Consider the following 25,855-nt stretch of genomic DNA (forward strand, 5'->3'; position numbering starts at 1 on the left):
CTGCAAACAACCTTATAAAAATTAACGTCCATGATGTCGTGTCAGTTTGATGCAGGTGCAAGGAGAGATGCGTTGGATCAGAACAGAGTAATTCCTACCGCTACCATGAAAGATGTGGCGGAAAAGGCCGGGGTCTCGACCGCCACGGTTTCACGCGCGTTGATGAACCCTGAAAAGGTTTCCGCGCCAACCCGTCAGCGGGTTGAACAGGCGGTGATTGCCGTTGGCTATTCGCCCCACGCTCTGTCTCGCAACCTCAAGCGCAACGAATCCCGCACGATTCTGGTCATCATTCCCGACATCTGCGATCCTTTTTTCGCCGACGTTATCCAGGGGATAGAACGCACCGCCGCCGAAAACGGCTATCTGGTCCTGATTGGCGACTGCGCGCAGCAGAATCAGCAGGAAAAAACCTTTATCAATCTCATCATTACCAAGCAGATTGACGGTATGCTGTTGCTAGGTTCGGACCTGCCGTTTGACGCCAGCAAGGAAGAACAGCGCAATCTGCCGCCGATGGTCATGGCCAACGAATTTGCGCCCGAACTGGAGTTGCCGACGGTACACATCGACAACCTGACCGCCGCCTACGACGCCGTGCATTATCTGCTCCGCCTCGGGCATCAGCGCATTGCCTGTATCGCCGGCCCCGACGCCATGCCGCTGTGCCAATATCGCCTTCAGGGATATATTCAGGCCATTCGCCGCAACGGACAAACCGTGGAAAGTCAGTATATTGCCCACGGGGATTTCAGCTACGAATCAGGGGCGCAGGCGCTGTCTACGCTGATGAGCCAGCCGAAACCGCCGACCGCCATTTTCTGTCACAACGACATCATGGCCATCGGCGCGATGTGGGAGGCGAAAAAATTAGGGCTGCGAATTCCGCAGGATTTGTCTATTGTGGGCTTCGATGACATCAAAATCAGCCAGTTTTACGACCCGCCGCTGACCACGGTGGCACAACCCCGGTTCCAGCTAGGCCAGGAAGCCATGTTATTATTGCTGGAGCAACTTAACGGTCATCCGGTTCAAAGCGGTTCACGTCTGCTCGAGAGTGAACTGGTTATTCGCGGCAGCACGGCTGCGCCTAAACGCTAGTTAACAGTCAAGTTTTCAGGATTCTGTAAAATGACGTACTTCTTCAAACATAACGACACAGCGAAACGATAGTGGCCCAGAAAGACTATGTGAGCCGTGGACGCTCAGGAGCACGGCGGAAGAAAAGTACCAGCCGTAACAAGAAAAGCAGTTCCCCGATGGTTTCCAAAACGATGGTGGCTATTGCCGTCGCCGTCGTGGTGGTGTTTATCGGTGGCCTTTACTTTATCACTCACAAAAAGCTGGAAGAGGCAGAGATTCTGCCGACGCACGCGACCCGTCCGGGCAATGGCCTTCCGCCAAAACCCGAAGAGCGCTGGCGTTACATCAAAGAGCTCGAAAATCGGCAGATGGGCGTTCAGACGCCTACTGAACCGACTTCTGGCGGCGATGTCTCGTCCAAAACCCAGCTGACGCCGGAACAAAAGCAGCTGCTGGAACAGATGCAGGCCGATATGCGCCAGACACCAACCCAGCTGAACGAAGTGCCGTATAACGATCCGACTCAGGCGACGCGCACCGCACCCGTGTCGAAGCCGTTGAGCAATCAGCCGACGTTTATGCAGCAGCCGGTCAGAGCGCCACAGACGGCGCAGCCTGCCCCCGTGCAGCCAAAACCGAAGCCGGTGCCTCAACCGATGATAACTCAGGCAAAACCGGAGCGCGAAAAACCGCAGCAGCAGACGCAGCGCCAGGAACAGCAGCAGAATCTGGTTCAGAATGCTCCGGAAAAAGAGAAACCGAAAGAGCAGGAGAAGTCCCAGCGCTTTATCGTGCAATGTGGTTCCTTCCGGGGTTCCGAACAGGCCGAATCCGTGCGCGCCAAGCTGGCGTTTGAAGGCTTCGAGAGCCGTGTCACCTCGAACGGTGGCTGGAATCGCGTGGTTATCGGACCGTACAATAATCGCTCCGGTGCCGACGGCACACTGTCGCGTTTGAAAGGCTCCGGCATCGCCGGCTGCATTCCCGTCCCCGTCGGGGGTTGAAAACCCATAATCCTCCCCAATCTATACAATCAATATGGCCCGCAACGTGATGTAACCTGAACAAGGTTGCATCACGTCGCCGGGATCTCTTCCGTCTGCAACGAGGAACAGCTCGTGACAACAATTGTATGTGTGCGCCGTAATGGCCACGTGGTGGTAGGTGGCGATGGCCAGGCCACAATGGGTAATACCGTAATGAAGGGTAACGTCGTCAAAGTGCGTACCTTCTTCAAAGATAAAGTGATCGCGGGCTTTGCCGGCGGTACGGCCGATGCCTTTACCCTGTTTGAACTGTTTGAACGCAAACTGGAAATGCATCAGGGCCATTTGACCAAAGCGGCCGTCGAGCTTGCAAAAGACTGGCGCACCGACCGCATGCTGCGTCGTCTCGAAGCGCTGCTGGTCGTTGCCGACGAGACCGATTCGCTGCTGATTAGCGGCAACGGCGATGTGATTCGCCAGGATAACGGTCTGATTGCCATTGGTTCAGGCGGCGCGTATGCCCAGGCAGCGGCCACAGCCCTGCTGGAGAACACCGACCTGAGTGCGCGTGAAATTGCCGAGAAGTCGCTGAATATTGCCGGTGATATCTGCATTTACACCAACCACAACCTCAATTTCCTGGAATTGCCGAAGCAATCCCAAGCGTAAGGATCGAATAACATGTCTGAAATGACCCCACGCGAGATTGTCAGCGAACTGGACAGCTACATCATCGGCCAGCACAACGCCAAGCGCGCCGTTGCCATTGCCCTGCGTAACCGCTGGCGTCGTATGCAGCTCGACGAAGTGCTGCGCCACGAAGTCACGCCTAAAAATATTCTGATGATTGGCCCGACCGGTGTCGGTAAAACCGAAATCGCCCGTCGTCTGGCGAAACTGGCCAACGCGCCTTTCATCAAGGTAGAAGCCACCAAGTTCACCGAAGTGGGTTATGTCGGTAAAGAAGTCGACTCCATTATTCGTGACCTGACCGATTCCGCCATCAAGATGGTGCGTCAGCAATCCATCGAGAAGAACCGCTACCGCGCCGAAGAGATGGCCGAAGAGCGTATTCTCGACGTGCTGGTGCCACCGGCAAAAAACAACTGGGGCCAGCCGGAAGAGGCGAAAGAGCCTTCTGCCGCGCGTCAGTCTTTCCGCAAGAAACTGCGTGAAGGCCAGCTGGACGACAAGGAAATCGAGATCAACCTGGCCGATACCGGCGCAGGCGTTGAAATCATGTCCCCTCCGGGCATGGAAGAGATGACCAACCAGCTGCAATCCATGTTCCAGAACATGGCCGGTCAGAAACAGAAAGCGCGCAAGCTGAAAATCAAGGAAGCATACAAACTGCTGATTGATGAAGAAGCCGCCAAGCTGGTGAATCCGGAAGAGCTGAAAGAGCAGGCAATCGAAGCCGTTGAGCAGCACGGCATCGTGTTTATCGACGAGATCGACAAAATCTGTAAACGTGGCCAGAGTTCAGGGCCCGACGTGTCTCGCGAAGGTGTACAGCGCGACCTGCTGCCGCTGGTGGAAGGCTGTACGGTTTCCACCAAGCACGGCATGGTCAAGACCGACCACATTCTGTTTATCGCGTCCGGCGCATTCCAGACCGCCAGCCCGTCGGATCTTATCCCCGAGCTTCAGGGTCGTCTGCCGATCCGCGTTGAACTGCAGGCGCTGTCGACCGAAGACTTCGAGCGCATTCTGACCGAGCCAAGCGCGTCGCTGACTCACCAGTATCAGGCGCTGATGCAAACCGAAGGGGTGACCATCAACTTCACCACCGACGGTATTCGCCGTATTGCCGAAGCCGCGTGGCAGGTCAACGAAACCACCGAGAACATCGGTGCGCGTCGTCTGCACACCGTGCTTGAGCGTCTGATGGAAGACATCTCCTATGACGCAAGTGAAAGTCATGGCGCGTCTATCACCATCGATGCCGAGTATGTGCGTAACCACCTTGATGCGCTGGTCGCCGACGAAGACCTGAGCCGATTCATTCTGTAATCGGTATCTCGCCTGCGTTGTTGCGAAGAGGGAGGCCTGGCCTCCCTTTTTTACCCTCTTTTTGGCGGACCGGTTAATTAATCAACTATTTCTCGTGAAATTTGATGATTTTGCCAACATCCGCCAGAAAGGGATATACTTAATGTTCATGCGAGCAACCAGAAAAAAATCCTATGAAATACGATACTTCAGAACTATGCGACATTTATCATGAAGAAGTGAATGTCGTTGAACCCCTGTTCTCCAACTTTGGTGGACGTACTTCATTTGGCGGGCAAATCACCACCGTGAAATGCTTTGAAGACAATGGCTTGCTCTATGACCTGCTGGAAGAAAACGGGCGTGGACGCGTGTTGCTGGTCGACGGCGGCGGGTCGGTAAGACGCGCGCTGATCGATGCCGGACTGGCGAATCTTGCTCTGCAAAACGAGTGGGAAGGACTGGTGATTTACGGCGCGGTGCGACAGGTCGACGACCTCGAAGAGCTGGACATCGGCATTCAGGCGATGGCCGCGATTCCTGCCGGTGCAGCGAGTGAAGGCATTGGCGAGAGCGACATCCGCGTAAATTTCGGCGGCGTTACCTTCTTCTCGGGCGACCACCTTTATGCCGACAACACGGGGATCATCCTCTCCGAAGACCCGCTCGACATCGAATAATCATCCGTTTTGAACACACTGAAGACAATAAAAAAGACGCCAATGCGCGTCTTTTTCATTTTGAATAATGGACTGTTCCAAATCCGCAAATATTTCGAGCTGCAGTAAGGCGACAACCAAGCGAGTCCCCAGAAGCTTACACAAGTAAGTGACTGGAGTGAGCGCAGTCAGTCAACGCATCTGCAGCTTGAAAGATGCCGTGGATTTAGACTTCTTCCATTTTTCCGAGCAGAGAACGTAGACGTTCCTGCCACACATGCTGTTCTTCTTTCAGGTGAGCGTTTTCACGCACCAGAGACTCATGGTTGCCGTTGGCCTGTTGAACCTGCTGTGACAGGTTGTTGTTGTGCTCTTTCAGCTCTTCGATTTCCATCTGCAATAAAGTAATGGTATCAATCGCTTGCTGAACTTTAGTTTCAAGTTTCTCAAAGACTTCAAATGACATGGTTATTCCCCTTATGTTCGCAAGGCGTATATCTTATATGACTCGCCACATCTTCCCGACGCGGCTCGATAATCCAATCAACGACGGACCGTAAAGCGTACCGCGACTGTAATTAACCCCGATTGTATGTAGGCATCACTTCCCTGTCTAGCAACATACTTGCCCTGCAGGCAGTCTGGAGCAATTATCACGTCATCACTATCGGCAAAAGCCGAATTTAGGGGTCTTTTAATACCTTAATCCAGTAGTTTTCTCGTTAAGTACCCGTTTTTGTGGTTGGCGAATTATTAAAAAATACGCGTATTCGCTCATTTTTATGACATGGCACACACATTTTGATTTCGGTATTTCTCGTTTATGCTCGTTAACGATAAATTCACATTAATGACTCATGTTGTTCGAGTTGTTAAAATAAATAACACCAAATTATAAAACCAAGCGAAAAGTACCCTACCCTTAACAGCTATCCTTTACAGGATCCGACTATGAGCCAAAATATGAGTTCGTCAATTAAAGGTCAATGTATCGCAGAGTTTCTGGGAACCGGCCTGATTATCTTTTTTGGTGCGGGTTGCGTGGCAGCCTTGAAACTTGCAGGTGCATCGTTCGGACAGTGGGAAATCAGCATCATCTGGGGCCTCGGCGTCTCGATGGCGGTTTACCTGACCGCGGCGATTTCCGGCGCCCATCTTAATCCGGCTATCACCATTGCACTGTGCCTGTTCGCCAACTTCGATGCACGCAAGGTCGTGCCGTACATTATTGCGCAGATTGCGGGCGCTTTCTGTGCTGCCGCGCTGGTCTACGGCCTCTACTACAATTTGTTCTTCGATTTCGAGCAAAGTCACAACATGGTGCGCGGCAGCGTCGCCAGCCTGGACCTTGCCGGGATTTTCTCGACCTATCCAAATCCGCACATCAGCGTATGGCAGGCCTTCCTGGTTGAAGCCGTGATCACCGCCGTATTGATGGCACTGATTCTGGCTCTGACCGACGACGGCAACGGCGTTCCGCGTGGCGCGCTGGCTCCCCTGCTTATCGGCCTGCTTATCGCGGTAATTGGCGCGTCAATGGGACCTCTGACCGGATTCGCACTGAACCCGGCGCGTGACTTCGGTCCCAAACTGTTCGCCTATTTCGCCGGTTGGGGAAAAGTGGCCTTCACAGGCGCACGTGACATCCCCTACTTCCTGGTGCCTATCTTCGGGCCGCTGGTAGGTGCATGTCTGGGTGCCGTGGGTTACCGCGCACTGATCAGCAATCATCTTCCCCAGACTATCGCTGCCGCACCGTCGGAAGAGGCTGCGCCGCAGCAGTCTCAGCGTAAAGCCTGATAGGTTAATCTGTTTCACCGCTCACTTTGCAGGACATAAATCATGACAGCAGATAAAACTCACGACAAAAAATATATCGTTGCACTCGACCAGGGTACTACCAGTTCTCGCGCCGTAGTGCTCGATCACGACGCCAACATCGTTAGCGTTTCACAGCGTGAATTCACCCAGATTTACCCTAAGGCGGGTTGGGTTGAGCACGACCCGATGGAAATATGGTCGTCTCAAAGCTCTGTCCTGGTCGAAGTCCTGGCAAAAGCCGACATCAACTCCGATCAAATTGCCGGTATCGGTATCACCAACCAGCGCGAAACCACCATCGTCTGGGAGAAAGAGACCGGCAAACCGATTTACAACGCCATTGTATGGCAGTGCCGTCGTACCGCTGAGATTTGTGAAAAGCTGAAAAAAGACGGGCTGGAAGAGTATATCCGCCACAACACCGGTCTTGTGGTCGACCCGTACTTTTCGGGCACCAAGGTCAAATGGATCCTCGACCACGTTGAAGGCTCCCGCGAGCGTGCACGCAAGGGCGAATTGCTGTTCGGTACTGTCGATACCTGGCTTGTGTGGAAAATGACGCAGGGGCGTGTGCACATCACCGATTACACCAATGCCTCGCGTACCATGATGTTCAACATTCACAGCCTGCAATGGGATGACCGCCTGCTCGAAGCGCTGGATATTCCGCGCGAGATGCTGCCGGAAGTGCGCCCTTCCTCCGAAATCTACGGCCGTACCAACATCGGCGGTAAAGGCGGAACACGTATTCCTATCGCCGGTATCGCCGGTGACCAGCAGGCGGCGCTGTATGGCCAGCTCTGCGTTCAGCCGGGCATGGCCAAGAATACCTACGGCACAGGCTGCTTCCTGCTGATGAATACCGGCACGGAAGCGGTCGTGTCGAAAAACGGCCTGCTGACGACCATTGCCTGCGGCCCACGCGGTGAAGTGAACTATGCACTGGAAGGCGCAGTGTTCGTCGGCGGGGCGTCCATTCAGTGGTTGCGTGACGAGCTGAAACTTATCAACGACGCGGCAGACTCCGAATACTTTGCCTGCAAAGTCAAAGATACCAACGGCGTGTATGTGGTTCCGGCCTTTACCGGCCTCGGCGCACCTTATTGGGACCCGTATGCGCGCGGCGCGATTTTCGGCCTGAGCCGGGGTGCCAACAGCAACCACATCATCCGCGCAACGCTTGAGTCCATCGCCTATCAGACGCGTGACGTTATCGACGCGATGCAGGCCGATGCGGGCACGCGTCTACAGTCACTGCGCGTTGACGGCGGTGCGGTTTCCAACAACTTCCTGATGCAGTTCCAGTCAGACATTCTCGGCACGCGCGTGGAACGTCCTGAAGTGCGTGAAGTCACGGCTCTGGGTTCGGCCTTCCTGGCGGGTCTGGCGGTTGGCTTCTGGAACGATCTCGACGAAGTGCGCAGCAAGGCCACCATCGAGAAAGAGTTCCGTCCGGGTATCGAAACCACCGAGCGCAACTTCCGCTATAAAGGCTGGCAGAAAGCCGTGGCCCGCGTCCGCGCGTGGGAAGACCACGAATAAGCCTGTTTTTCGGCCTGTACAGCCTCACCTGCAAACTCCCCACCCGGGGAGTTTTGCTTTTTGCCCTCCCCGCTATGGTAGACTTTTATCCCCGAGATGAGCCCGCGCTCACCGCTCTCATTTTCTTGAAACGGATTTATCGATGAAACGTGAATTAGCAATCGAGTTTTCCCGCGTCACAGAAGCCGCCGCCCTGGCCGGATACAAATGGTTAGGCCGTGGCGACAAGAATCTGGCCGATAACGCCGCCGTACAGGCGATGCGCATCATGCTCAACAAGGTCGATATCGCCGGTGAAATCGTCATTGGCGAAGGCGAAATCGACGAAGCGCCGATGCTGTATATCGGCGAGAAAGTGGGAACCGGTCTGGGCGACGCCGTCGATATCGCGGTAGACCCCATCGAAGGCACGCGCATGACCGCGATGGGCCAGTCGAACGCGCTGGCGGTGCTGGCGGTTGGCGATAAAGGCACTTTCCTCAATGCGCCGGACATGTACATGGAGAAGCTGGTCGTCGGCCCTGCGGCCAGGGGCGCGATCAACCTTGATTTGCCGCTTGCGGAGAATCTGCGCAATATCGCCGCGCGTCTCGATAAACCGCTTACTGAACTGACCGTCTCGATTCTGGCGAAACCGCGCCATGACGCGGTGATCCGCGAACTGCATCGCCTCGGCGTGCGGGTTTTCGCCTTCCCCGACGGCGATGTGGCCGCGACTATTCTGACCTGTCTGCCCGAAAGCGAAGTGGATGTGATGTACGGCATTGGCGGCGCACCCGAAGGCGTGATTTCGGCGGCGGTGATCCGCGCGCTGGACGGCGATATGCAGGGCCGTCTGCTGCCGCGCCACCACGTCAAGGGCGATACGCCCGAAAATCGCCGTCTGGGCGAAGACGAGCAGGCACGCTGCGTTGAAATGGGCATTGAAACCGGCAAGGTGCTGGCGCTCGACGACATGGCGCGCAACGACAACGTCATCTTCTCGGCGACCGGTATCACGCAGGGCGACCTGCTCGCAGGGATCAGCCGTCAGGGCAATCTTGCCACCACGGAAACCCTGCTGATTCGCGGCAAATCGCGCACCGTTCGCCGTATTCGATCCACGCATTCCCTAGATCGCAAAGACCGCGCGCTGCACCCGTTTATCCTGTAATCGCCGTTGTCGGGTCGGCGTCTTCTCCGGCCTGATAACATTTAATCGATAATCCTTCTGCAAAATATGGAATAAGATCAGACGCTAGTTTCAATTCTATCTACGTGGAGAGAGTCAATGGCAGAATGGATAACGGGTAAAGTTTCAAAGGTGGAGCACTGGACAGACAGCCTGTTCAGCATCGTGGTTAATGCGCCTATCAATGACTTTGCTGCCGGGCAGTACGCCAAACTCTCGCTGGAAATCGACGGTGAACGCGTGACCCGCGCTTACTCCTTCGTCAATGCGCCCAGCAATGACAATCTCGAGTTTTATCTGGTCAATGTTCCCGAAGGCAAGCTCAGCCCGCGCATTCATGTGATGCAGCCGGGTTCGGAAATCATGATAACCAAAGAGTCGCAGGGCTTTTTTGTCATCGATGAAATTCCCGAGTGCGATAACCTGTTTATGCTGGCGACCGGCACCGCGATTGGCCCGTTCCTGTCGATTCTTCAGGAAGGCAAAGGGCTTGAGCGCTTTAAAAATATCGTGCTGGTTCACGCGGCGCGTTTTTCCCGTGATCTCAGCTATCTGCCGCTGATGCAGCAGCTGCAACAGCATTACAACGGCAAATTGCACATCCAGACCGTTGTCAGCCGTGAAGAGACACCCGGCTCGCTGACGGGCCGCGTACCGGCGCTTATCGAAGACGGTTCGCTTGAGGCCGCCGTGGGCGTGAAGATGGATGCCAACGACAGCCACATCATGCTGTGCGGGAATCCGCAGATGGTGCGCGATACCCAGCAGGTGCTGAAAGAAACGCGCGAGATGCGCAAACATCTGCGCCGAAAACCCGGTCACATGACCAGTGAGCATTACTGGTAACCCATGCAAAGATTTCAAACTTCGAATGCCGCACTGTCTCTGCGTCTCATCGCCGGTCTGCTATTGCTCACGCTGGGGGGCGGTACGGCAGTGGCCGATCCGCCGCCCGACCGCGATCGTATTGCCGCCGAAGAAGTGCCCAAGGCACCTTATCTGATGCCCGGCGCGCCGACCTTCGAGCTGACGCTGGTTAATTTCCGCGAAAAATACAATATCGCCAATCCGACCCAGCCCATCGGCGAGTTTCGGGCGATAGCGGACAAACCCGATGCCGTTACGCTGACCCGCGCCGCCAGCAAGATTAACGAAGACCTCTATGCCTCGACCGCGCTCGAGAAAGGCACAGGGAAAATCAAGAGCATGCAGATAACCTACCTGCCCATTCAGGGGCCGGAAGAAAAAGCCGCGCATGCCACGGCGATAAGCTACATGGCAAATATCGTGCGCGAGTTTGATCCGACACTTTCTGCCGATCAGAGCATCGCAAAAGTGAACAGCCTGATAGACAAGGGCAAAGGCCAGCAGTTCTACCAGCAACAGGTCGGTGCCGTGCGCTATGTGGTTTCGGATAACGGAGAAAAAGGTCTGACACTCGCCGTTGAACCCGTGAAACTGGCGTTGTCTAACTAACCAGAATCTCGACTCACCGACGCCAGTCCGTGATTCTGCGGCCAACGCAGAGGCCGTGCCATAGACGACGAGTATTTGACGAAAAGCAAAGCTATGGTGAGCGAAGATCTTTATACTGTTGTGCAGTTTATCTGCCGATTCGGCAGAAATTTCAATCGACACTCGCGTCCCCTTACGGAGGAAATAAAATGCGACATCCATTAGTGATGGGTAACTGGAAACTGAACGGAAGCACTACGTTGGTTAACGATCTGATTGCCGCTTTGCGTACCGAGTTGAGCACTGTTGAAGGCTGTGGCGTTGCCATTGCGCCACCGGAAGTTTACCTGTCACAGGCTAAACACGCGTTGTCCGGCAGCCGCATCGCGCTGGGTGCCCAGAACGTCGACACTAACCTGTCGGGCGCTTTTACCGGTGAAATTTCTGCCGAGATGCTCAAAGATGTGGGCGCACAATACATCATTATCGGCCACTCCGAACGTCGTACCTACCATAAAGAAAGCGACGAGTTCATTGCCAAAAAATTCGGTGTGCTGAAAGAAGCGGGTCTGATTCCTGTTCTGTGTATCGGTGAAACCGAAGCGGAAAACGAAGCCGGTCAAACCGAAGCCGTTTGCGCAAAACAGCTCGATGCCGTGTTGAACACCCTGGGCGCGAAAGCCTTCGAAGGCGCGGTTATCGCCTACGAACCGGTCTGGGCCATTGGTACCGGTAAATCGGCAACTCCTGCGCAGGCACAGGCGGTTCACAAGTTTATTCGTGACCACGTTGCCAAGCACGATACAGCCGTCGCCGAGCAAGTGATCATTCAGTACGGCGGTTCTGTCAATGCAGGCAACGCCGCTGAACTCTTCACCCAGCCAGACATCGACGGCGCACTGGTCGGTGGTGCGTCACTGAAAGCCGATGCTTTCGCCGTGATTGTCAAAGCCGCTGCCGAAGCAAAAGCCCAGGCCTGATATATCCTTCTGCCTCATGAATGACGAGGCCGTTTCAGGTAGCAAAAAACCCCGCTTGGCGGGGTTTTTTTATGGCTATTCATCGCGGCGGATTAACGTTTGTTTATCTGGTCGTAGACGCCGCCGTTGGCAAAGTGTTCTTTCTGGGCCGCAGTCCAGCCACCGGCAATCTGCTGAACGGTATAGAGCTTCAGCTGCGGAACCGGGAAGCAAACTGCTTCGCAACGGCCGGATCACGCGGACGGTAGTAGTTACGCGCAGCAACGGTCTGACCTTCCGGCGAATAAAGGTACTTCAGGTAAGCATCGGCCACGTCGCGGGTACCGCGCTTGTCGACCACTTTATCAACCACGGAAACGCTCGGCTCGGCCAGAATCGATTCGCTTGGATAAATCACTTCAAACTTGCCTTTGCCCAGCTTCTGGTCGGCCAGAATCGCGTCGTTTTCCCATGAAATCAGCACGTCGCCGATACCGCGTTCAACAAAGGTGTTGGTTGCGCCACGCGCACCGGAGTCTTGAACTTCAACGTTTTTAAACAGCGCACGCAGATAATCTTCTGCCTTGGCCTTGTCGTTGTTGTTGTGATGCAGCGCGTAGCCCCATGCCGCCAGATAGTTCCAGCGCGCGCCGCCGGATGATTTCGGGTTCGGGGTAATCACGGACACGCCCGGCTTGATCAGGTCGTTCCAGTCATGAATTCCTTTAGGATTGCCTTTGCGCACCAGAAAAACGATGGTCGAGGTATATGGCGCAGAGTTGTCCGGCAGGCGGGCTTCCCAGTCTTTATTGATGCGGCCACGATCGGCAATGGCATCCACATCGGACTGCAAGGCCAGCGTTACCACATCGGCATCAATGCCGTTGATGACAGAGGTCGCCTGAGAGCCGGAGCCGCCGTGCGACTGGCGAATCGTCACGTTGTCGCCGGTTTTTGCCAGCCAGTATTTGCTGAAGACTTTATTGTAGTCCTGATAAAGCTCACGCGTTGGGTCATAGGAAACGTTCAAAATCTGGATATCTTTTGCCATTGCACCGGCGGTGACCAACAGTAATGCCAGTCCTACTCCCAATTTACGCATCGCACTTCTCCCAGCAAATATTTTAAGGTGAATTAATCGTTATTGGATAAATTCTTGTTTGGATTGATTCATGGAATCAGTGTGATAAAGCCTGCCAGAGAACGCGGGAACTATTAAAGACTAAAAAATTTATTACTATTCCATTTCGAAATATAAGGATTTTGTGCAAAAAAAAGCCTCCAATTATGAAGGCTTTATCATGTAGAGACGTTAACGGCTCATTAATAGAGCTTTTTCGCGGTTTCCCACATTTCGGTCTTGAACGGACGCTTCATGTTTTCGATGGCGTCGATGATGTCGTGATGTACCAGTTTTTCGTTCTGCACGCCTACACAGCGACCGCCGTAACCTTGCAGCAGCAACTCGATGGAGTAGGCACCCATGCGGGAAGCCAGGATGCGGTCAAAGGCGCAAGGCGCACCACCGCGCTGGATATGACCCAGCACTGTCGCGCGGGTTTCACGACGGGTTTCCGTTTCAATATGACGCGCCAAATCGCCGATATCGCAGATATGTTCGGTAATGGCGACAATGGCGTGTTTCTTGCCCTTGGCGATGCCCGCCTTGATCTCTTCGACCAGATCGTCGCGATTGAACTCGACCTCGGGGATCACGATAAACTCGCAGCCGCCCGCAATGGCCGCCGACAGGGTCAAATCGCCGCAGTAACGGCCCATGACTTCAACGATGGAGATACGCTGGTGGGAGGATGACGTGTCACGCAGGCGGTCAATGGCTTCCACTACGGTTTCGAGCGCAGTGAAGTAGCCGATAGTGTAATCGGTGCCTGCGACGTCGTTATCGATGGTGCCCGGCAGGCCGATGCAGGGAAAACCCATTTCGGTCAGGCGCTTGGCACCCATATAGGAGCCGTCGCCACCGATAACCACCAGCGCGTCTATCCCGCGGTTCTTCATGTTTTCAATAGCTTTGCCACGCACGGCTTCATCGCGAAATTCGGGGAAACGCGCCGACCCGAGGAAGGTGCCGCCACGGTTAATCACATCCGATACGCTGTAGCGGTCGAGTTGCTTCATGCGATCTTCATAAAGTCCAAGGTAGCCGTCGTAGATACCAAAGACCTCCAGGCCCTCGGTTAGTGCTGCGCGAACAACGCCACGTATTGCCGCATTCATGCCGGGGGCGTCGCCACCACTTGTCAGTACACCGATTTTCTTGATCATGACTACCTCTGAACTTTTAGATGCAATTTCTTAAGAATTCTTGAGCAGACCCGCTATACCGGAGCCTTTTGGCAAAATTGTCTGGTTAGTCGTCTGAATGCTCAAATCATATAACAAAATGCTTAAACTGAATTGATTCAGGTCACCTGTCCTGCTGATTCAGCTTTGTTCAACGCTTTTCACATATCACTGACCCCGATTATACAAGGGTGGCGTGACAAACTTTAGATGAGTTTTTAAGTTCTTTTAGAAACACCGTGTTTTGTCACTCTTTATGCCGTTGCCCCTAAGGATAGCATTGTTCATTAAGACATCTGACTGATAATGCAACAAATCCGTTACATTTATTGTGGGGTTGCCGAGTAATGAAGATAAAAAGCCCCACCTTTCGGTGGGGAAGACAGGGATGGTGTCTATGGCAAGGAAAAGAAGGAGTGCGTGGTGCAGATTGCTGGGGAAAACAGTAACGTGTTTGATGAATTCGTCGACTTTACGTCTTATCAATTTTTGGAAACGTTATTCGGCACCGAGCGGCGTCTGGGCGGTAGAAGGTTGCATGCCGGAGATCTGCGCGGCGAGCTGCTGCATGCGCTGCTGATGTTTTTCATTCAACACTTCTTTCTGCTGAGGCGTTAAAAGGTTAAACATCAGGTTACGAATGCGCGCCATTTCTACCTGGCGGTCTACCTGTTCTGGGCTATTTTTTCAGCCTGGGCGCGGACGGCAGCCTGATCAAAATTCTTGGCGGTCACTAAATCGTGCATGGCTTCCATTTGCTGCAAATTGATTTGCGGCGAGTCTTTCCGGGCCTGATGCATGAGGTCTCGCATTTGCTGGCGTTGCTGTTCAGATAAATTAATTCCATCGAACATAGTGTTACGTCTATCCAACATATTGCCATCATGAGCTAAAGTATCTGCAGGCATCGGTTTTGTGCTGTCAGCTAACGCTACACTTGAACTAAGTGACAGCATTGAGGCCATAACCATTGCAGCTACCTTACACATCACGAACTCCTATAATTTTTTCGCATCACGCGAATCATTGGAAAGCAGTCTAACCCTGGAGCTGCAAACTAGCGTCAGTGCTTGTAAAACTACGTAAAGTCATGGAATAGCGGCAATTGATGACGTATTTTGCGTCTAGAGGTAATTACAATGAATAAGATTTTGTTAGTTGATGACGATCGTGAACTGACTTCACTTTTGAAAGAACTGCTAGAGATTGAAGGATTTAGCGTGGTGGTCGCCTACGACGGCGAGCAGGCGCTCGAAAAACTGGACAGCAGCATCGGCCTGTTGCTGCTTGACGTCATGATGCCGAAGAAAAACGGCATCGAGACTCTGAAAGAGTTACGCCAGCGTCACCAAACGCCGGTGATTATGTTGACCGCGCGCGGCAGCGAGCTGGACAAAGTGCTGGGCCTTGAGCTGGGCGCTGACGACTATTTGCCAAAACCGTTTAACGACCGTGAACTGGTTGCCCGTATCCGCGCCATGCTGCGCCGCTCAAACTGGAGCGAGCAACAGCAGAGCGGCGGCGAAACCAACAGTTCGCCAACGCTTGAAGTCGACGGTCTGCAGCTTAATCCGGGTCGTCAGGAAGCCAGCTTCGGCGGACAGCCGCTTGATCTCACCGGTACCGAATTTACCTTGCTGTATCTGCTGGCCAAACATCTGGGTCAGGTAGTGTCACGCGAACATCTCAGCCAGGAAGTGCTGGGCAAGCGCCTGACGCCTTTTGACCGCGCAATCGACATGCACATCTCCAATCTGCGTCGCAAACTGCCGGACCGCAAAGATGGCCATCCGTGGTTCAAAACGCTGCGTGGCCGTGGTTATCTAATGGTATCTGCTACATGATAAACAGCCTTACCGCGCGTATTTTTGCCATTTTCTGGTTTACCCTCGCGCTGGTTCTGATGCTGGTTCTGATGGTTCCCAAGCTAGACTCCCGTCAGCTTACGCCGCTGCTCGACAGTGAGCAGCGTCAGGGATTGATGATTGAACAGCACGTCGAAGCCGAACTGGCGGGCGATCCGGCCAATGATCTCATGTGGTGGCGCAGATTGTTCCGCGCTATCGACAAATGGGCACCACCGGGCCAGCGATTGCTGCTGGTCACAAGCGAAGGCCGGGTCATAGGCGCGCAACGCAATGAAATGCAGGTGGTGCGCAACTTTATCGGCCAGTCCGACAACTCCGATCGCCCCAAGAAGAAGAAATACGGCCGAGTCGAGATGGTCGGGCCTTTTGCCGTGCGTGACGGCGAAGACAACTATCAGCTTTACCTGATTCGTCCGGCGGGCAGTGCGCAGTCCGACTTTATCAATCTGATGTTTGACCGACCGCTGCTGTTGCTGATTGTCACCATGCTTATCAGCGCTCCGCTGCTGCTTTGGCTGGCGTGGAGCCTTGCCAAACCGGCCCGACAGCTGAAAAACGCGGCCGATGATGTAGCCCGAGGAAATCTCAAACAGCATCCCGAACTTGAATCCGGCCCGCAGGAGTTTCTGGCTACCGGTCAGAGCTTCAACCAGATGGTGAGCGCACTGGAACGGATGGTTACCGCGCAGCAGCGGCTGATTTCCGATATTTCGCACGAGTTGCGCACGCCCCTGACCCGTTTGCAGCTGGCAACCGCGCTCATGCGTCGTCGTCATGGCGAAGGCAAAGAGTTGCAGCGTATCGAAATGGAAGCGCAGCGGCTTGACGGCATGATCAACGACTTGCTGGTCCTGTCGCGCAGTCAGCATAAAAACGAATTAACGCGGGAACATCTCAAAGCCAACGAACTGTGGGCCGACGTGATAGACAACGCGCAATTCGAAGCCGAACAGATGGGAAAAACGCTGGAAGTGACCGCGCCTCCGGGTCCGTGGAAACTGATTGGCAACCCGAACGCGCTCGACAGCGCGCTGGAAAATATCGTTCGCAATGCACTGCGCTACTCGCATCATCATATTGCCGTCAATTTCACGGCAGACAGCGATGGCGTCACGATTATGGTCGATGACGATGGTCCGGGCGTGAGTGAAGAAGACCGCGAGCAGATTTTCCGACCGTTCTACCGTACCGATGAAGCGCGCGATCGCGAGTCGGGCGGTACGGGGCTTGGATTAGCTATCGTTGAAACGGCGGTGCAGCAACACCGTGGCTGGGTTAAAGCCGAAGACAGTCCGCTGGGCGGTCTTCGACTGATTATCTGGCTTCCCCTGCAACAGCGCTAAGATTCTGCTATTCTGCGTCCCTCACGAACAGAGGGGCGCAGACCGCATGCTTAACATCGTTTTATTCGAACCAGAAATCCCACCCAATACCGGTAATATCATTCGCCTCTGTGCCAATACCGGCTGCCAGTTGCATCTTATCAAACCGATGGGCTTTGCCTGGGACGATAAACGTCTGCGTCGCGCGGGGCTGGACTACCACGAGTTCACCCACATCAAGCATCATGAAAACTATGAGGCTTTTCTTGCCAGCGAATCGCCCGAACGCCTGTTCGCGCTGACGACCAAAGGCACCCCTGCTCACAGCGCTGTCTCTTATCGCGACAACGACTATCTGGTGTTCGGGCCTGAAAGCCGTGGACTGCCGCCGGTCATTCTGGACAACCTTCCGCCCCAGCAAAAAATACGCATCCCCATGCAGCCCGACAGCCGCAGCATGAATCTGTCGAATGCCGTTTCCGTCGTGGTGTACGAAGCGTGGCGTCAGCTGGGTTATCCGGGCGCGCTGCTTAAGGAATAAAAGCGGGGAAAACAGAAACGGCATGCGAAAGCACGCCGTTGAAAGACTAGATACCGTCGCCGAACTCGAAGCCGTGCGCGCCGTTGAAGTACTGGTTCATGTCCATGGAAGGTTTTTCGCTTTCCGGACGACCCACTATCCTGGCCGGTACGCCTGCCGCCGTCACGTGCGCTGGCACAGACTGCAGGACGACCGAGTTCGCGCCAATCTTCGCCCCTGCGCCCACCTCGATATTGCCGAGAATTTTTGCCCCCGCGCCAATCATCACGCCTTCGCGAATTTTCGGGTGGCGATCGCCTACGGTTTTACCGGTTCCGCCCAGCGTGACAGACTGTAAAATCGAGACGTCGTTTTCGACCACGGCCGTTTCGCCGATCACGATACCGGTCGCGTGATCGAGCATGATCCCGCAGCCAATACGTGCCGCCGGGTGAATATCTACACCAAAGGTGACGGAAATCTGATTCTGGAAATACACCGCCAGCGCCTGCCGGTCCTGCTTCCACAGCCAGTTGCCGATGCGGTACGCCTGAAGCGCATGAAAGCCTTTCAGGTACAGCAGCGGCGTTGAATATTTGTCGACGGCCGCATCACGCGAGTGAACAGCGAGAATATCGCGGGCGGCAGAAAGGGTCATTTGCTCGTCGTTGCGGTAAGCCTCTTCAACCACTTCACGAATGGCGATGGCCGGCATGATTGGGCTACCCAGCTTGTTGGCAAGAATGTAGCTCAGCGCACTGCCCAGATTCTCGTGCTTGAGTAATGTCGCATGGAAAAAGCTCGCCAGCATAGGTTCACACTCAGCCAGCGCACGCGCTTCTGATTTTATGTTATTCCAGACTAGTTCCAACTCTTCTGACGACATCATGCCTTCCTTACCGCTTTATTAAAAAAAGGTCTGCAACAGAGAATAGTAGGCCAGCCAGCTTCACTCACTGGCGGGCACGTTTTTACAGGCTGCGCTTTACTGCATCGGCATCGCGAACTTAGCGGCTGCCGGACTCGTCTTTACTGGCGCGCGCCAACAGGCTGATCGCGGCTTCACGCGCGTCTTTACCGTTGTAGAGCACCTGGAAAATCTGCTCGGTTATCGGCATTTCAACATTGAAACGCTGCGCCAGAGCACGAACTTCCTTGGTATTGCGATAACCTTCAACCACCTGGCCTATCTTGTCCTGAGCGCTCTGAACGTCGAGGCCCTCTCCAAGCATAATACCGAAACGGCGATTGCGTGACTGATTGTCGGTGCAGGTTAGCACCAAATCGCCCAGCCCTGCCATGCCCATGAAGGTCGAGGGCGAAGCGCCAAGCGCCGAGCCAAGACGGCTCATTTCTGCCAGACCGCGGGTGATCAACGCCGTGCGGGCGTTGGCACCAAAGCCGATACCGTCTGACATGCCTGCGCCAATGGCGATAACGTTTTTCACCGCGCCGCCAAGCTGCACGCCGATAAAGTCGGGGTTGCTGTACACGCGGAAACTCTTGCCGCAATGCAGCAGCTGTTGCAAGTCTTCACCAAACTGCGCGTCGGTCGAGGCAAGAGCGATTGCGGTAGGCATGCCTGCAGCGAGCTCTTTGGCGAAGGTCGGACCGGATACCACAGCCAGCGGAATGGTATCGCCCAGCTCTTCACGCGCGACGTCTTGCAATAGACGACCGGTTTCGGCCTCAAGACCCTTGGTGGCCCAGACAATGCGGGCATCGGCACGTAAAAATGGTTTGATTTGACGTAATACGTCACCGAATACGTGACTCGGCACCACCACCAGCACATCGCGGCTGGCCGCAATCGCCGTCGCAAGGTCGGTTTCGAGAATCAGGGTATCGGGGAAGGTAACGTCGGGAAGGAATGCCTGGTTGCAGCGGGCGGATTGCAGCGCCTGAATATGCGCGGCGTTATGCCCCCACAGCACAACCGGGTGGCCATTTCTGGCTAGGGTAATCGCTAAAGCGGTGCCGTACGAGCCGGCACCGATAACGGTCATTGAAGCATTGACAGTTTTCATCAGGCATCCTGATGTGGCTGTGCACCTTCGGTTTCCGACTGCTGCTGCAGATAGTTCATGAACAGGGCGTCGAAGTTGACCGGTGCCAGATTAAGCTGCGGGAAGGTGCCGCGTGAAACCAGACTGGTGATGCACTCACGCGCGTAAGGGAACAGAATGTTCGGGCAGTAGGCGCCCAGGCAATGCGCCATCTGGGTGCCGTCGATGCCTTCGATGGAGAAGATGCCGCCCTGCTGAACTTCACACAGGAAAGCCGTCTCGTCGGCGACAGATGCAGTCACGGTCACACGCAGGACAACTTCAAACACGCCTTCAGCCAGCTGGTTGGAAGCGGTGTCCAGATCCAGTTTAATCTCGGGTTCCCACTCTTTCTGGAAAACCTGTGGAGCATTTGGAGCTTCAAAGGAGATGTCTTTGGTGTAGATACGCTGGATCTGGAAAGTCATCTCGGTGTTGTTCTGTTCTGACATGAAAATAGTACCCTTAAGTTAAATAATCCTTTGAAACACCCGCTTTCATGCGCAAATGCGCACACCTCAAAGCAGAGGGTCGAGACCGCCACGGGCATCAAGTGCGTGTAAATCATCGCATCCACCGATGTGCTTGCCGTCGATGAATACCTGAGGCACGGTCGTGCGGCCACTGCGCTCGATCATGACTTCACGTTTTGCTGCATCACCGTCGATAGCAATTTCTTCAAAGGCTGCACCCTTGCTGTTCAGCAAGGCTTTGGCACGGTGACAAAAAGGGCAGGTCGCCTTGGTGTACATTTCAATCTTAGCCATAACGCACCTCGGAATCATATTGTGGAAATAATCAATGTGCCTGCCGCTGAAGGTGAATCAGCGGCAGTGAAATCACTTACCGCGCGCCAGAGGCAAATTCTCGCCACTCCAGCCCGCAATGCCTTCTTTCAGGCTGTAAACGCGCTCGAAACCGGCGTTTACCAGACCTTCGGCCGCCAAACGGGAAGTCTGGCCGTTTGCACAGACAACAATAACCGGCTGCGCCTTGTGCTTGGCAAGGTCACCGACATTGTTGCTCTTGATGTCTGCGCTCAGCAGATTGACTGAGGTCGAAATATGGCCCTTACGGAACTCTTCGCGCGCGCGAACGTCGACAACCACGGCATCTTCTTTATTGATAAGACGTGTTGCTTCACCGCGGGTTATCTCTTTAACTTTTGAGAAACGTGCTCTAATTGTAGTGAAAATCACGGCAATCAGCAGAGCAACCCACGCCAGGCTCAGAACTGGGTGCGCGCTAACGAATGGCATAATATCTTGCATGGGGTGTAACAACTCCCGACAGTTAGGGAAATTCAAGGCTCACGAGTATACCTTGCGTCTTGCGCAATTACAGCCCGAATGCGCCGCCTAATACTATAAACTGCGGCGCATCCCGAAAAAATCAAGGGGCGGCTGACAAATATATTCGCGGATATTCTGTTTCATTCAACTACGGTTTATTCACTGGCAGGCAGCCTGTTACCCGCTATCTTGAATGATGACGGCGAGTTTTTTTGTTTTCGCATCATGTTGTTGATTAGTGTTACGATAAAAGCCAACAGGGATCAGAGTGTCTATCATCCTGGGTCGACAAGCGGAAAAAAGTTTGAGCAAATCTATCTATTTCAGTTTGATGAGAAAAGTTCTTTCCGGTTCGGCACTGCTTGTCTGCGGTGCACTGCTGGTTCAGCCACGGTACAGTTTTGCCGATGACAACAAGGACCAACTCAAGAACATTCAGCAAAGCATCGCCGAAAAGGAAAAAAGCGTTAAGGCCCAGAAGCTTCAACGCGGATCTCTGCTCGACCAGCTTCAGTCCCAGGAAAAAACATCGCGGCCGCCAGCCGCAAGCTGCGCGACACGCAACTGACCCTCTCCAGCCTCAACAAAGACATTTCCAGCCTGAATGCTTCCATCGACAAACTGCAAAAACAGCAGAAGAGTCAGGAACAAATGCTGGCAAAACAGCTCGATGCCGCTTTCAGAATGGGCAAGCAGAGCGGGCTGCAACTGATCCTCAGCGGGGAAGAAAGCCAGCGCAGCGAGCGTATTCTGGCGTACTTCAGCTACCTCAATCAGGAACGTCAGCAAAATATCGACGATCTGAAAAAGACCCGCAGCGATCTGGCGTCACAGCGCGTGACGTTGCAATCCAAGCAGGTTCAGCAGAAAACGGCGCTTTCGGATCAACAGACCCAACAGCAAAAACTCGAGCAGGCCCGCGCAGCACGACAAAAGACGCTGACCTCTCTCGAGTCTTCATTGCATAAAGACGAAGCCAGTCTGGTGGAGCTGCGCGCCAACCAGACGCGTCTGCAAGACAAGATTGCCGCCGCCGAGCGGGCCGCCAAGGCGCGTGCAGAGAAAGAAGCGCGTGAAGCCGCCGCCGTGCGTGCCAAGGAACAAAAAGCGAAATCCCAGGGTTCGACCTACAAACCGACGCAGAGTGAACAGGCGCTGGTATCGCGAACGGGCGGTCTTGGCCGTCCTGCCGGTCAGGATATCTGGCCGGTTCGTGGCGCGGTACAGCATCGCTTCGGGGAAGAGTTGCAGGGCGAGCTTCGTTATAAAGGTATTGTTATTGCCGCCCGCGAGGGCAGTGATGTAAGAGCCATCGCCGATGGTCGCGTGCTGCTGGCAGACTGGTTGCAGGGTTATGGGCTGGTTGTCGTGGTCGATCACGGCAAGGGCGACATGAGTCTGTACGGATATAACCAGAGCGCACTGGTGAATGTAGGCGACCAGGTGAAAGCCGGTCAGCCTATCGCACAGGTGGGCACCAGTGGTGGACAAGGTCAGCCGTCCCTGTACTTCGAAATCCGTCGTCAGGGTCAGGCCGTTAACCCACAGCCGTGGTTGGGAAGATGACATTGCGATATAAAAAGAGACGTTTAGCGACGTTATGTGGTGCGCTGGTGTTCACGCTGAACGTACAGGCCGCCAAACTGGCCATTCTGTTCGATGATTTCGGTTATCGGGCGCAAAACGAAAATCAGGTGCTGAAAATGCCGATCAACGTATCGGTAGCCATTTTCCCAAGCGCGCCCGACTCGCATCTGATGATGGAAAAAGCCCACCAGCAGGGCCGTGAAATTCTTATCCATCTGCCGATGGAGCCCCTCAGCAAACAACCCCTCGAGAAAAATACCCTCTCGCCCGACATGAGCGCGCAGGAAGTGAAGCGTATCGTCGACCAGGCGGTGGCCAATATTCCCTATGCGGTGGGTATCAACAACCATCAGGGCAGCAAGATGACCTCGAGCCTGACCGGCATGCAGAATGTCATTCAGGCCATGGCGCCGCATCGGCTGTTTTTCCTGGACAGCATGACCATCGCCGGAACCCGGTCGGTGCAGGCCGCGCAGGGCACGTCGGTGAAGGTAATAAAACGTAACGTGTTTCTGGATGACGTGCAGAACGATGCCGAAATCCGCCATCAGTTCCAGCGGGCGATTGCGCTGGCGCGTCGTAACGGCTTTGCGATTGCCATCGGTCACCCGCATCCAAGCACGGTGGCCGTCATTTCACAGGAGCTGGCAAATTTACCCTCGGATATTCAGCTGGTTCGCCCAAGCGATTTGCTGAATGCTCAGGTGAGTCACAATGCGCGGCCGGTGCCAATGCCTGCACCGGTCAAACCGGTCAAGCCTGCCAAACCGGCCCGGCCGAAGCAGAAAGGCATTGCGACCTGCGCTATCAAGCAGCCGATTCCGCCTGTCTATGCAGGCGCGATGTTTAGCGTGATTGGCGACAGCCTTGGCCATTCGTCGGTCGTCAACTTTATTTCGCGGCAGTGGACGGACTGGGGCAAAGCCCCTACCACTCCAGAATAACCTTGCCCGACTGGCCTGAACGCATGGCGTCGAAACCCCGCTGAAAATCATCGATAGTAAAATGGTGAGTAATCAGCGGGGTGAGATCCAGCCCCGACTGCACCAGCGCCGCCATCTTGTACCAGGTTTCGAACATCTCCCGCCCGTAAATTCCCTTGATAAACAGCCCCTTGAAAATGACCTGATTCCAGTCGATCGACATATCCGCCGGGGGAATGCCGAGCAGCGCAATGCGACCGCCGTGATTCATGGCGTTCAGCATGGTGCGAAACGCAGGCGGCGCGCCGGACATCTCAAGCCCGACGTCGAAGCCTTCCGTCATGCCCAGCTCGCTCATTACGTTGGTGAGGTTCTGCCTGCTGACATTCACCGCGCGCGTTACGCCAAACTGCCGCGCCAGGTCGAGACGGTACTCGTTCATATCGGTAATCACCACGTGGCGTGCGCCGACGTGACGGCAGATGGCCGCCGCCATGATGCCTATCGGCCCTGCGCCGCACACCAGCACGTCTTCACCGACCAGATCAAACGACAGCGCCGTGTGCACGGCGTTGCCCAGCGGGTCGAAAATGGCGGCCAGATCGTCGGAGATGTTGTCGGGGATTTTAAACGCGTTAAACGCAGGAATAACCAGATATTCGGCAAAGGCTCCCGCGCGATTGACGCCGACGCCCTGCGTGTTGCGGCAAAGGTGAGTGCGCCCGCCACGGCAGTTGCGGCAGTGTCCGCAGGTGATATGCCCCTCCCCCGACACGCGATCGCCGAGGGCAAAACCCTTGACCTCCTGCCCGATATCCACCACTTCGCCGACGTATTCATGTCCGACCACCATCGGCACGGGAATGGTTTTTTGCGACCATTCGTCCCAGTTATAGATGTGAACGTCGGTCCCGCAAATCGCCGTCTTGCGGATTTTGATCATGATGTCGTTATGCCCGAGTACCGGCAGCGGCACATCGGTCATCCAGATGCCCTGCCTGGGGAAAAGCTTGGCCAATGCCTTCATAAAAGCTCCTTGACGCGTTTCACATGGCTGGCGCTCAGGCCACCACGCCCAGCGTTTTGCCGGTGGTGATAAAGGCGGTGACGGCCCGTTCGATATCCTCTTCGCTGTGCGCCGCCGACATCTGGGTGCGGATCCGTGCTTGTCCGCGTGGCACCACCGGGTAGAAAAACGCCGTCGCGAAAATGCCCTGCTGCTGCAAACCGGCGGCAAAATCCTGCGCCAGCGAGGCCTCGCCGAGCATCACGGGAATAATGGCGTGGTCGGCACCGGCCAGCGTAAATCCGGCTTGGGTCATCTTTTCGCGAAACAGCCGGGCATTGCGCAGCAATTTTTGTCGCAGCGCCCCGCTTTGCTCAAGAAGGGTTAACACGTCGAGCGAGGCACAGACGATGGAGGGGGCAAGCGAATTGGAAAACAGATAGGGCCGCGAGCGCTGGCGCAGCCATTCGACCACGTCCCGGCGTGCGGCGGTGTAACCGCCCGATGCGCCGCCCATCGCCTTGCCGAGCGTCCCGGTGATGATATCTACGCGGCCCATCACCTCACAGTATTCGTGGCTGCCGCGGCCTTCTTCGCCCACAAAACCTACCGCGTGCGAATCATCGACCATCACCAGCGCGTCGAACGCGTCGGCGAGGTCGCAAATCCCGCGCAGGTTGGCAATCACGCCGTCCATCGAAAATACGCCGTCGGTCGCTATCATGATGTGTCGCGCACCGGCCGCCTTCGCCTGCTCGAGACAGCTTTTCAGTTCGTTCATGTCATTGTTGGCATACCGATAGCGCTTCGCCTTGCACAGCCGAATGCCGTCTATAATCGATGCGTGGTTCAGCGTATCGGAAATAATCGCGTCGTCTTCATTCAGCAGGGTTTCGAACAGGCCGCCGTTGGCATCGAAGCAGGAGGAGTAAAGAATGGCGTCTTCCATGCCGAGGAATTCGGCCAGCCGCTGCTCCAGCTTTTTGTGAATCGTCTGCGTGCCGCAGATAAAGCGCACGGAGGCCATGCCAAACCCGTATTTCTCCATTCCTTGCTGCGCGGCGTGGATAACCTGCGGATGATTCGCCAGTCCGAGATAGTTGTTGGCGCAAAAATTGATGGCCTGGCGACCCTCGGCCAGTGTGACATGCGCCTGCTGCGCGGAAGTCAGGATCCGTTCCTGTTTGAATAGGCCTTCCGAACGTGCCTCGGCGAGTTCGTCCTGTAATCGACGATAGAATGAAACTGACATGAGATAATCTCCTGAAATTACGCATTCAACACAGAGACTACTAACTGGGTGGGGTAATAACGAGGAAA

At 54.9% G+C, this 25,855-nt stretch carries 24 protein-coding genes and 3 pseudogenes; 16 read left to right on the top strand and 11 right to left on the bottom strand.

Going from position 1 to position 25,855, the window contains the following annotated elements; translation table 11 throughout:
* The first annotated feature begins 72 nt into the window (after positions 1-72).
* From cytR to rraA, 5 genes are all read left to right on the top strand, one after another.
* Positions 73-1,101, top strand: a complete 1,029-nt coding sequence (gene cytR / locus O1V66_RS16650; protein ID WP_082051071.1) for a DNA-binding transcriptional regulator CytR — start codon at positions 73-75, stop codon at positions 1,099-1,101.
* 71 nt (positions 1,102-1,172) lie between these two features.
* A complete protein-coding gene (gene ftsN, locus O1V66_RS16655) occupies positions 1,173-2,087 on the top strand; it encodes a cell division protein FtsN (RefSeq protein ID WP_072045127.1) in 915 nt (304 codons plus the stop codon).
* Positions 2,088-2,201: 114 nt separating this feature from the next.
* Entirely contained in the window at positions 2,202-2,738 is a 537-nt protein-coding gene (hslV, locus tag O1V66_RS16660) for an ATP-dependent protease subunit HslV (RefSeq protein WP_009637730.1), read from the top strand.
* Positions 2,739-2,750: 12 nt separating this feature from the next.
* Positions 2,751-4,082: an HslU--HslV peptidase ATPase subunit gene (gene hslU, locus O1V66_RS16665; RefSeq protein WP_045049626.1), complete on the top strand. Its 1,332-nt coding sequence runs from the start codon at positions 2,751-2,753 to the stop codon at positions 4,080-4,082.
* 173 nt (positions 4,083-4,255) lie between these two features.
* Positions 4,256-4,741 carry a ribonuclease E activity regulator RraA gene (gene rraA / locus O1V66_RS16670; protein WP_045049627.1) on the top strand — a complete coding sequence of 162 codons (486 nt, stop codon included), beginning with the start codon at positions 4,256-4,258 and terminating at the stop codon, positions 4,739-4,741.
* 205 nt (positions 4,742-4,946) lie between these two features.
* Here the strand turns inward: rraA and zapB are convergent, their stop codons facing one another.
* Entirely contained in the window at positions 4,947-5,186 is a 240-nt protein-coding gene (zapB, locus tag O1V66_RS16675; RefSeq protein WP_045049628.1) for a cell division protein ZapB, read from the bottom strand.
* A gap of 485 nt (positions 5,187-5,671) precedes the next feature.
* On the opposite strand from zapB, the gene O1V66_RS16680 reads away from it, so the two are divergent.
* From O1V66_RS16680 to tpiA, 6 genes are all read left to right on the top strand, one after another.
* Positions 5,672-6,520: an MIP/aquaporin family protein gene (locus O1V66_RS16680; RefSeq protein WP_045049629.1), complete on the top strand. Its 849-nt coding sequence runs from the start codon at positions 5,672-5,674 to the stop codon at positions 6,518-6,520.
* A 42-nt stretch (positions 6,521-6,562) separates the two neighbouring features.
* The gene (glpK, locus tag O1V66_RS16685) at positions 6,563-8,083 is read left to right on the top strand and encodes a glycerol kinase GlpK (protein ID WP_045049630.1); all 1,521 of its coding nucleotides are present in this window, start codon (positions 6,563-6,565) and stop codon (positions 8,081-8,083) included.
* Between the two features lie 142 nt (positions 8,084-8,225).
* Positions 8,226-9,236, top strand: coding sequence for a class II fructose-bisphosphatase (gene glpX / locus O1V66_RS16690; protein ID WP_045049631.1), 1,011 nt, complete (start codon positions 8,226-8,228; stop codon positions 9,234-9,236).
* A gap of 117 nt (positions 9,237-9,353) precedes the next feature.
* Positions 9,354-10,100 (top strand): ferredoxin--NADP(+) reductase, encoded by a 747-nt coding sequence (fpr, locus tag O1V66_RS16695; RefSeq protein WP_045049632.1) that lies wholly within the window; start codon positions 9,354-9,356, stop codon positions 10,098-10,100.
* 3 nt (positions 10,101-10,103) lie between these two features.
* On the top strand, positions 10,104-10,730 hold the full coding sequence (locus O1V66_RS16700; RefSeq protein WP_045049633.1) for a DUF1454 family protein: 627 nt from the start codon (positions 10,104-10,106) through the stop codon (positions 10,728-10,730).
* 188 nt (positions 10,731-10,918) lie between these two features.
* Positions 10,919-11,689: a triose-phosphate isomerase gene (tpiA, locus tag O1V66_RS16705; RefSeq protein WP_045049634.1), complete on the top strand. Its 771-nt coding sequence runs from the start codon at positions 10,919-10,921 to the stop codon at positions 11,687-11,689.
* A gap of 92 nt (positions 11,690-11,781) precedes the next feature.
* Here the strand turns inward: tpiA and O1V66_RS16710 are convergent.
* The 3 genes and pseudogenes from O1V66_RS16710 to cpxP all read right to left on the bottom strand — a co-directional run bounded on the left by O1V66_RS16710 (position 11,782) and on the right by cpxP (position 14,961).
* A pseudogene (locus O1V66_RS16710) lies at positions 11,782-12,770 on the bottom strand (sulfate ABC transporter substrate-binding protein).
* A gap of 221 nt (positions 12,771-12,991) precedes the next feature.
* Entirely contained in the window at positions 12,992-13,954 is a 963-nt protein-coding gene (gene pfkA, locus O1V66_RS16715; protein ID WP_045049636.1) for a 6-phosphofructokinase, read from the bottom strand.
* Between the two features lie 516 nt (positions 13,955-14,470).
* Positions 14,471-14,961: pseudogene (gene cpxP, locus O1V66_RS16720) on the bottom strand (cell-envelope stress modulator CpxP).
* Between the two features lie 150 nt (positions 14,962-15,111).
* On the opposite strand from cpxP, the gene cpxR reads away from it, so the two are divergent.
* The 3 genes from cpxR to trmL are packed head-to-tail and all read left to right on the top strand — an operon-like array spanning position 15,112 to position 17,703.
* The gene (gene cpxR / locus O1V66_RS16725; protein WP_045049638.1) at positions 15,112-15,816 is read left to right on the top strand and encodes an envelope stress response regulator transcription factor CpxR; all 705 of its coding nucleotides are present in this window, start codon (positions 15,112-15,114) and stop codon (positions 15,814-15,816) included.
* Positions 15,813-17,183, top strand: coding sequence for an envelope stress sensor histidine kinase CpxA (gene cpxA / locus O1V66_RS16730; protein ID WP_045049639.1), 1,371 nt, complete (start codon positions 15,813-15,815; stop codon positions 17,181-17,183). The genes cpxR and cpxA overlap by 4 nt, the downstream gene beginning before the upstream one ends.
* Before the next feature lie 46 nt (positions 17,184-17,229).
* Entirely contained in the window at positions 17,230-17,703 is a 474-nt protein-coding gene (gene trmL / locus O1V66_RS16735) for a tRNA (uridine(34)/cytosine(34)/5-carboxymethylaminomethyluridine(34)-2'-O)-methyltransferase TrmL (RefSeq protein WP_045049640.1), read from the top strand.
* A 46-nt stretch (positions 17,704-17,749) separates the two neighbouring features.
* Here trmL and cysE read toward each other — a convergent pair whose 3' ends face one another.
* From cysE to O1V66_RS16760, 5 genes are all read right to left on the bottom strand, one after another.
* Positions 17,750-18,568, bottom strand: coding sequence for a serine O-acetyltransferase (gene cysE, locus O1V66_RS16740; RefSeq protein ID WP_045049641.1), 819 nt, complete (start codon positions 18,566-18,568; stop codon positions 17,750-17,752).
* A 121-nt stretch (positions 18,569-18,689) separates the two neighbouring features.
* The gene (gene gpsA, locus O1V66_RS16745) at positions 18,690-19,709 is read right to left on the bottom strand and encodes an NAD(P)H-dependent glycerol-3-phosphate dehydrogenase (RefSeq protein WP_045049642.1); all 1,020 of its coding nucleotides are present in this window, start codon (positions 19,707-19,709) and stop codon (positions 18,690-18,692) included.
* Complete coding sequence (gene secB / locus O1V66_RS16750; RefSeq protein WP_045049643.1) at positions 19,709-20,179, bottom strand: protein-export chaperone SecB; 471 nt, start codon at positions 20,177-20,179, stop codon at positions 19,709-19,711. The genes gpsA and secB overlap by 1 nt, the downstream gene beginning before the upstream one ends.
* A 66-nt stretch (positions 20,180-20,245) precedes the next feature.
* Positions 20,246-20,494 (bottom strand): glutaredoxin 3, encoded by a 249-nt coding sequence (gene grxC, locus O1V66_RS16755; protein WP_045049644.1) that lies wholly within the window; start codon positions 20,492-20,494, stop codon positions 20,246-20,248.
* A gap of 72 nt (positions 20,495-20,566) precedes the next feature.
* Positions 20,567-20,998: a rhodanese-like domain-containing protein gene (locus O1V66_RS16760; protein WP_045049645.1), complete on the bottom strand. Its 432-nt coding sequence runs from the start codon at positions 20,996-20,998 to the stop codon at positions 20,567-20,569.
* Between the two features lie 352 nt (positions 20,999-21,350).
* On the opposite strand from O1V66_RS16760, the pseudogene envC reads away from it, so the two are divergent.
* Both envC and O1V66_RS16770 read left to right on the top strand, forming a co-directional pair.
* Positions 21,351-22,585 (top strand): annotated as a pseudogene (gene envC / locus O1V66_RS16765) (murein hydrolase activator EnvC).
* 2 nt (positions 22,586-22,587) lie between these two features.
* Positions 22,588-23,550: a divergent polysaccharide deacetylase family protein gene (locus tag O1V66_RS16770; RefSeq protein WP_082051074.1), complete on the top strand. Its 963-nt coding sequence runs from the start codon at positions 22,588-22,590 to the stop codon at positions 23,548-23,550.
* On the opposite strand, the gene tdh is transcribed toward O1V66_RS16770, so the two are convergent.
* Together tdh and O1V66_RS16780 are read right to left on the bottom strand one after the other, a co-directional pair.
* Positions 23,534-24,556: an L-threonine 3-dehydrogenase gene (gene tdh, locus O1V66_RS16775; protein WP_045049647.1), complete on the bottom strand. Its 1,023-nt coding sequence runs from the start codon at positions 24,554-24,556 to the stop codon at positions 23,534-23,536. The two genes, O1V66_RS16770 and tdh, sit on opposite strands and share 17 nt — an antisense overlap.
* Before the next feature lie 34 nt (positions 24,557-24,590).
* Positions 24,591-25,787, bottom strand: coding sequence for a glycine C-acetyltransferase (locus O1V66_RS16780; RefSeq protein WP_045049648.1), 1,197 nt, complete (start codon positions 25,785-25,787; stop codon positions 24,591-24,593).
* Between the last annotated feature and the right edge of the window lie 68 nt (positions 25,788-25,855).

The organism is Rouxiella chamberiensis, from assembly GCF_026967475.1.
GTDB lineage: Bacteria > Pseudomonadota > Gammaproteobacteria > Enterobacterales > Enterobacteriaceae > Rouxiella > Rouxiella chamberiensis.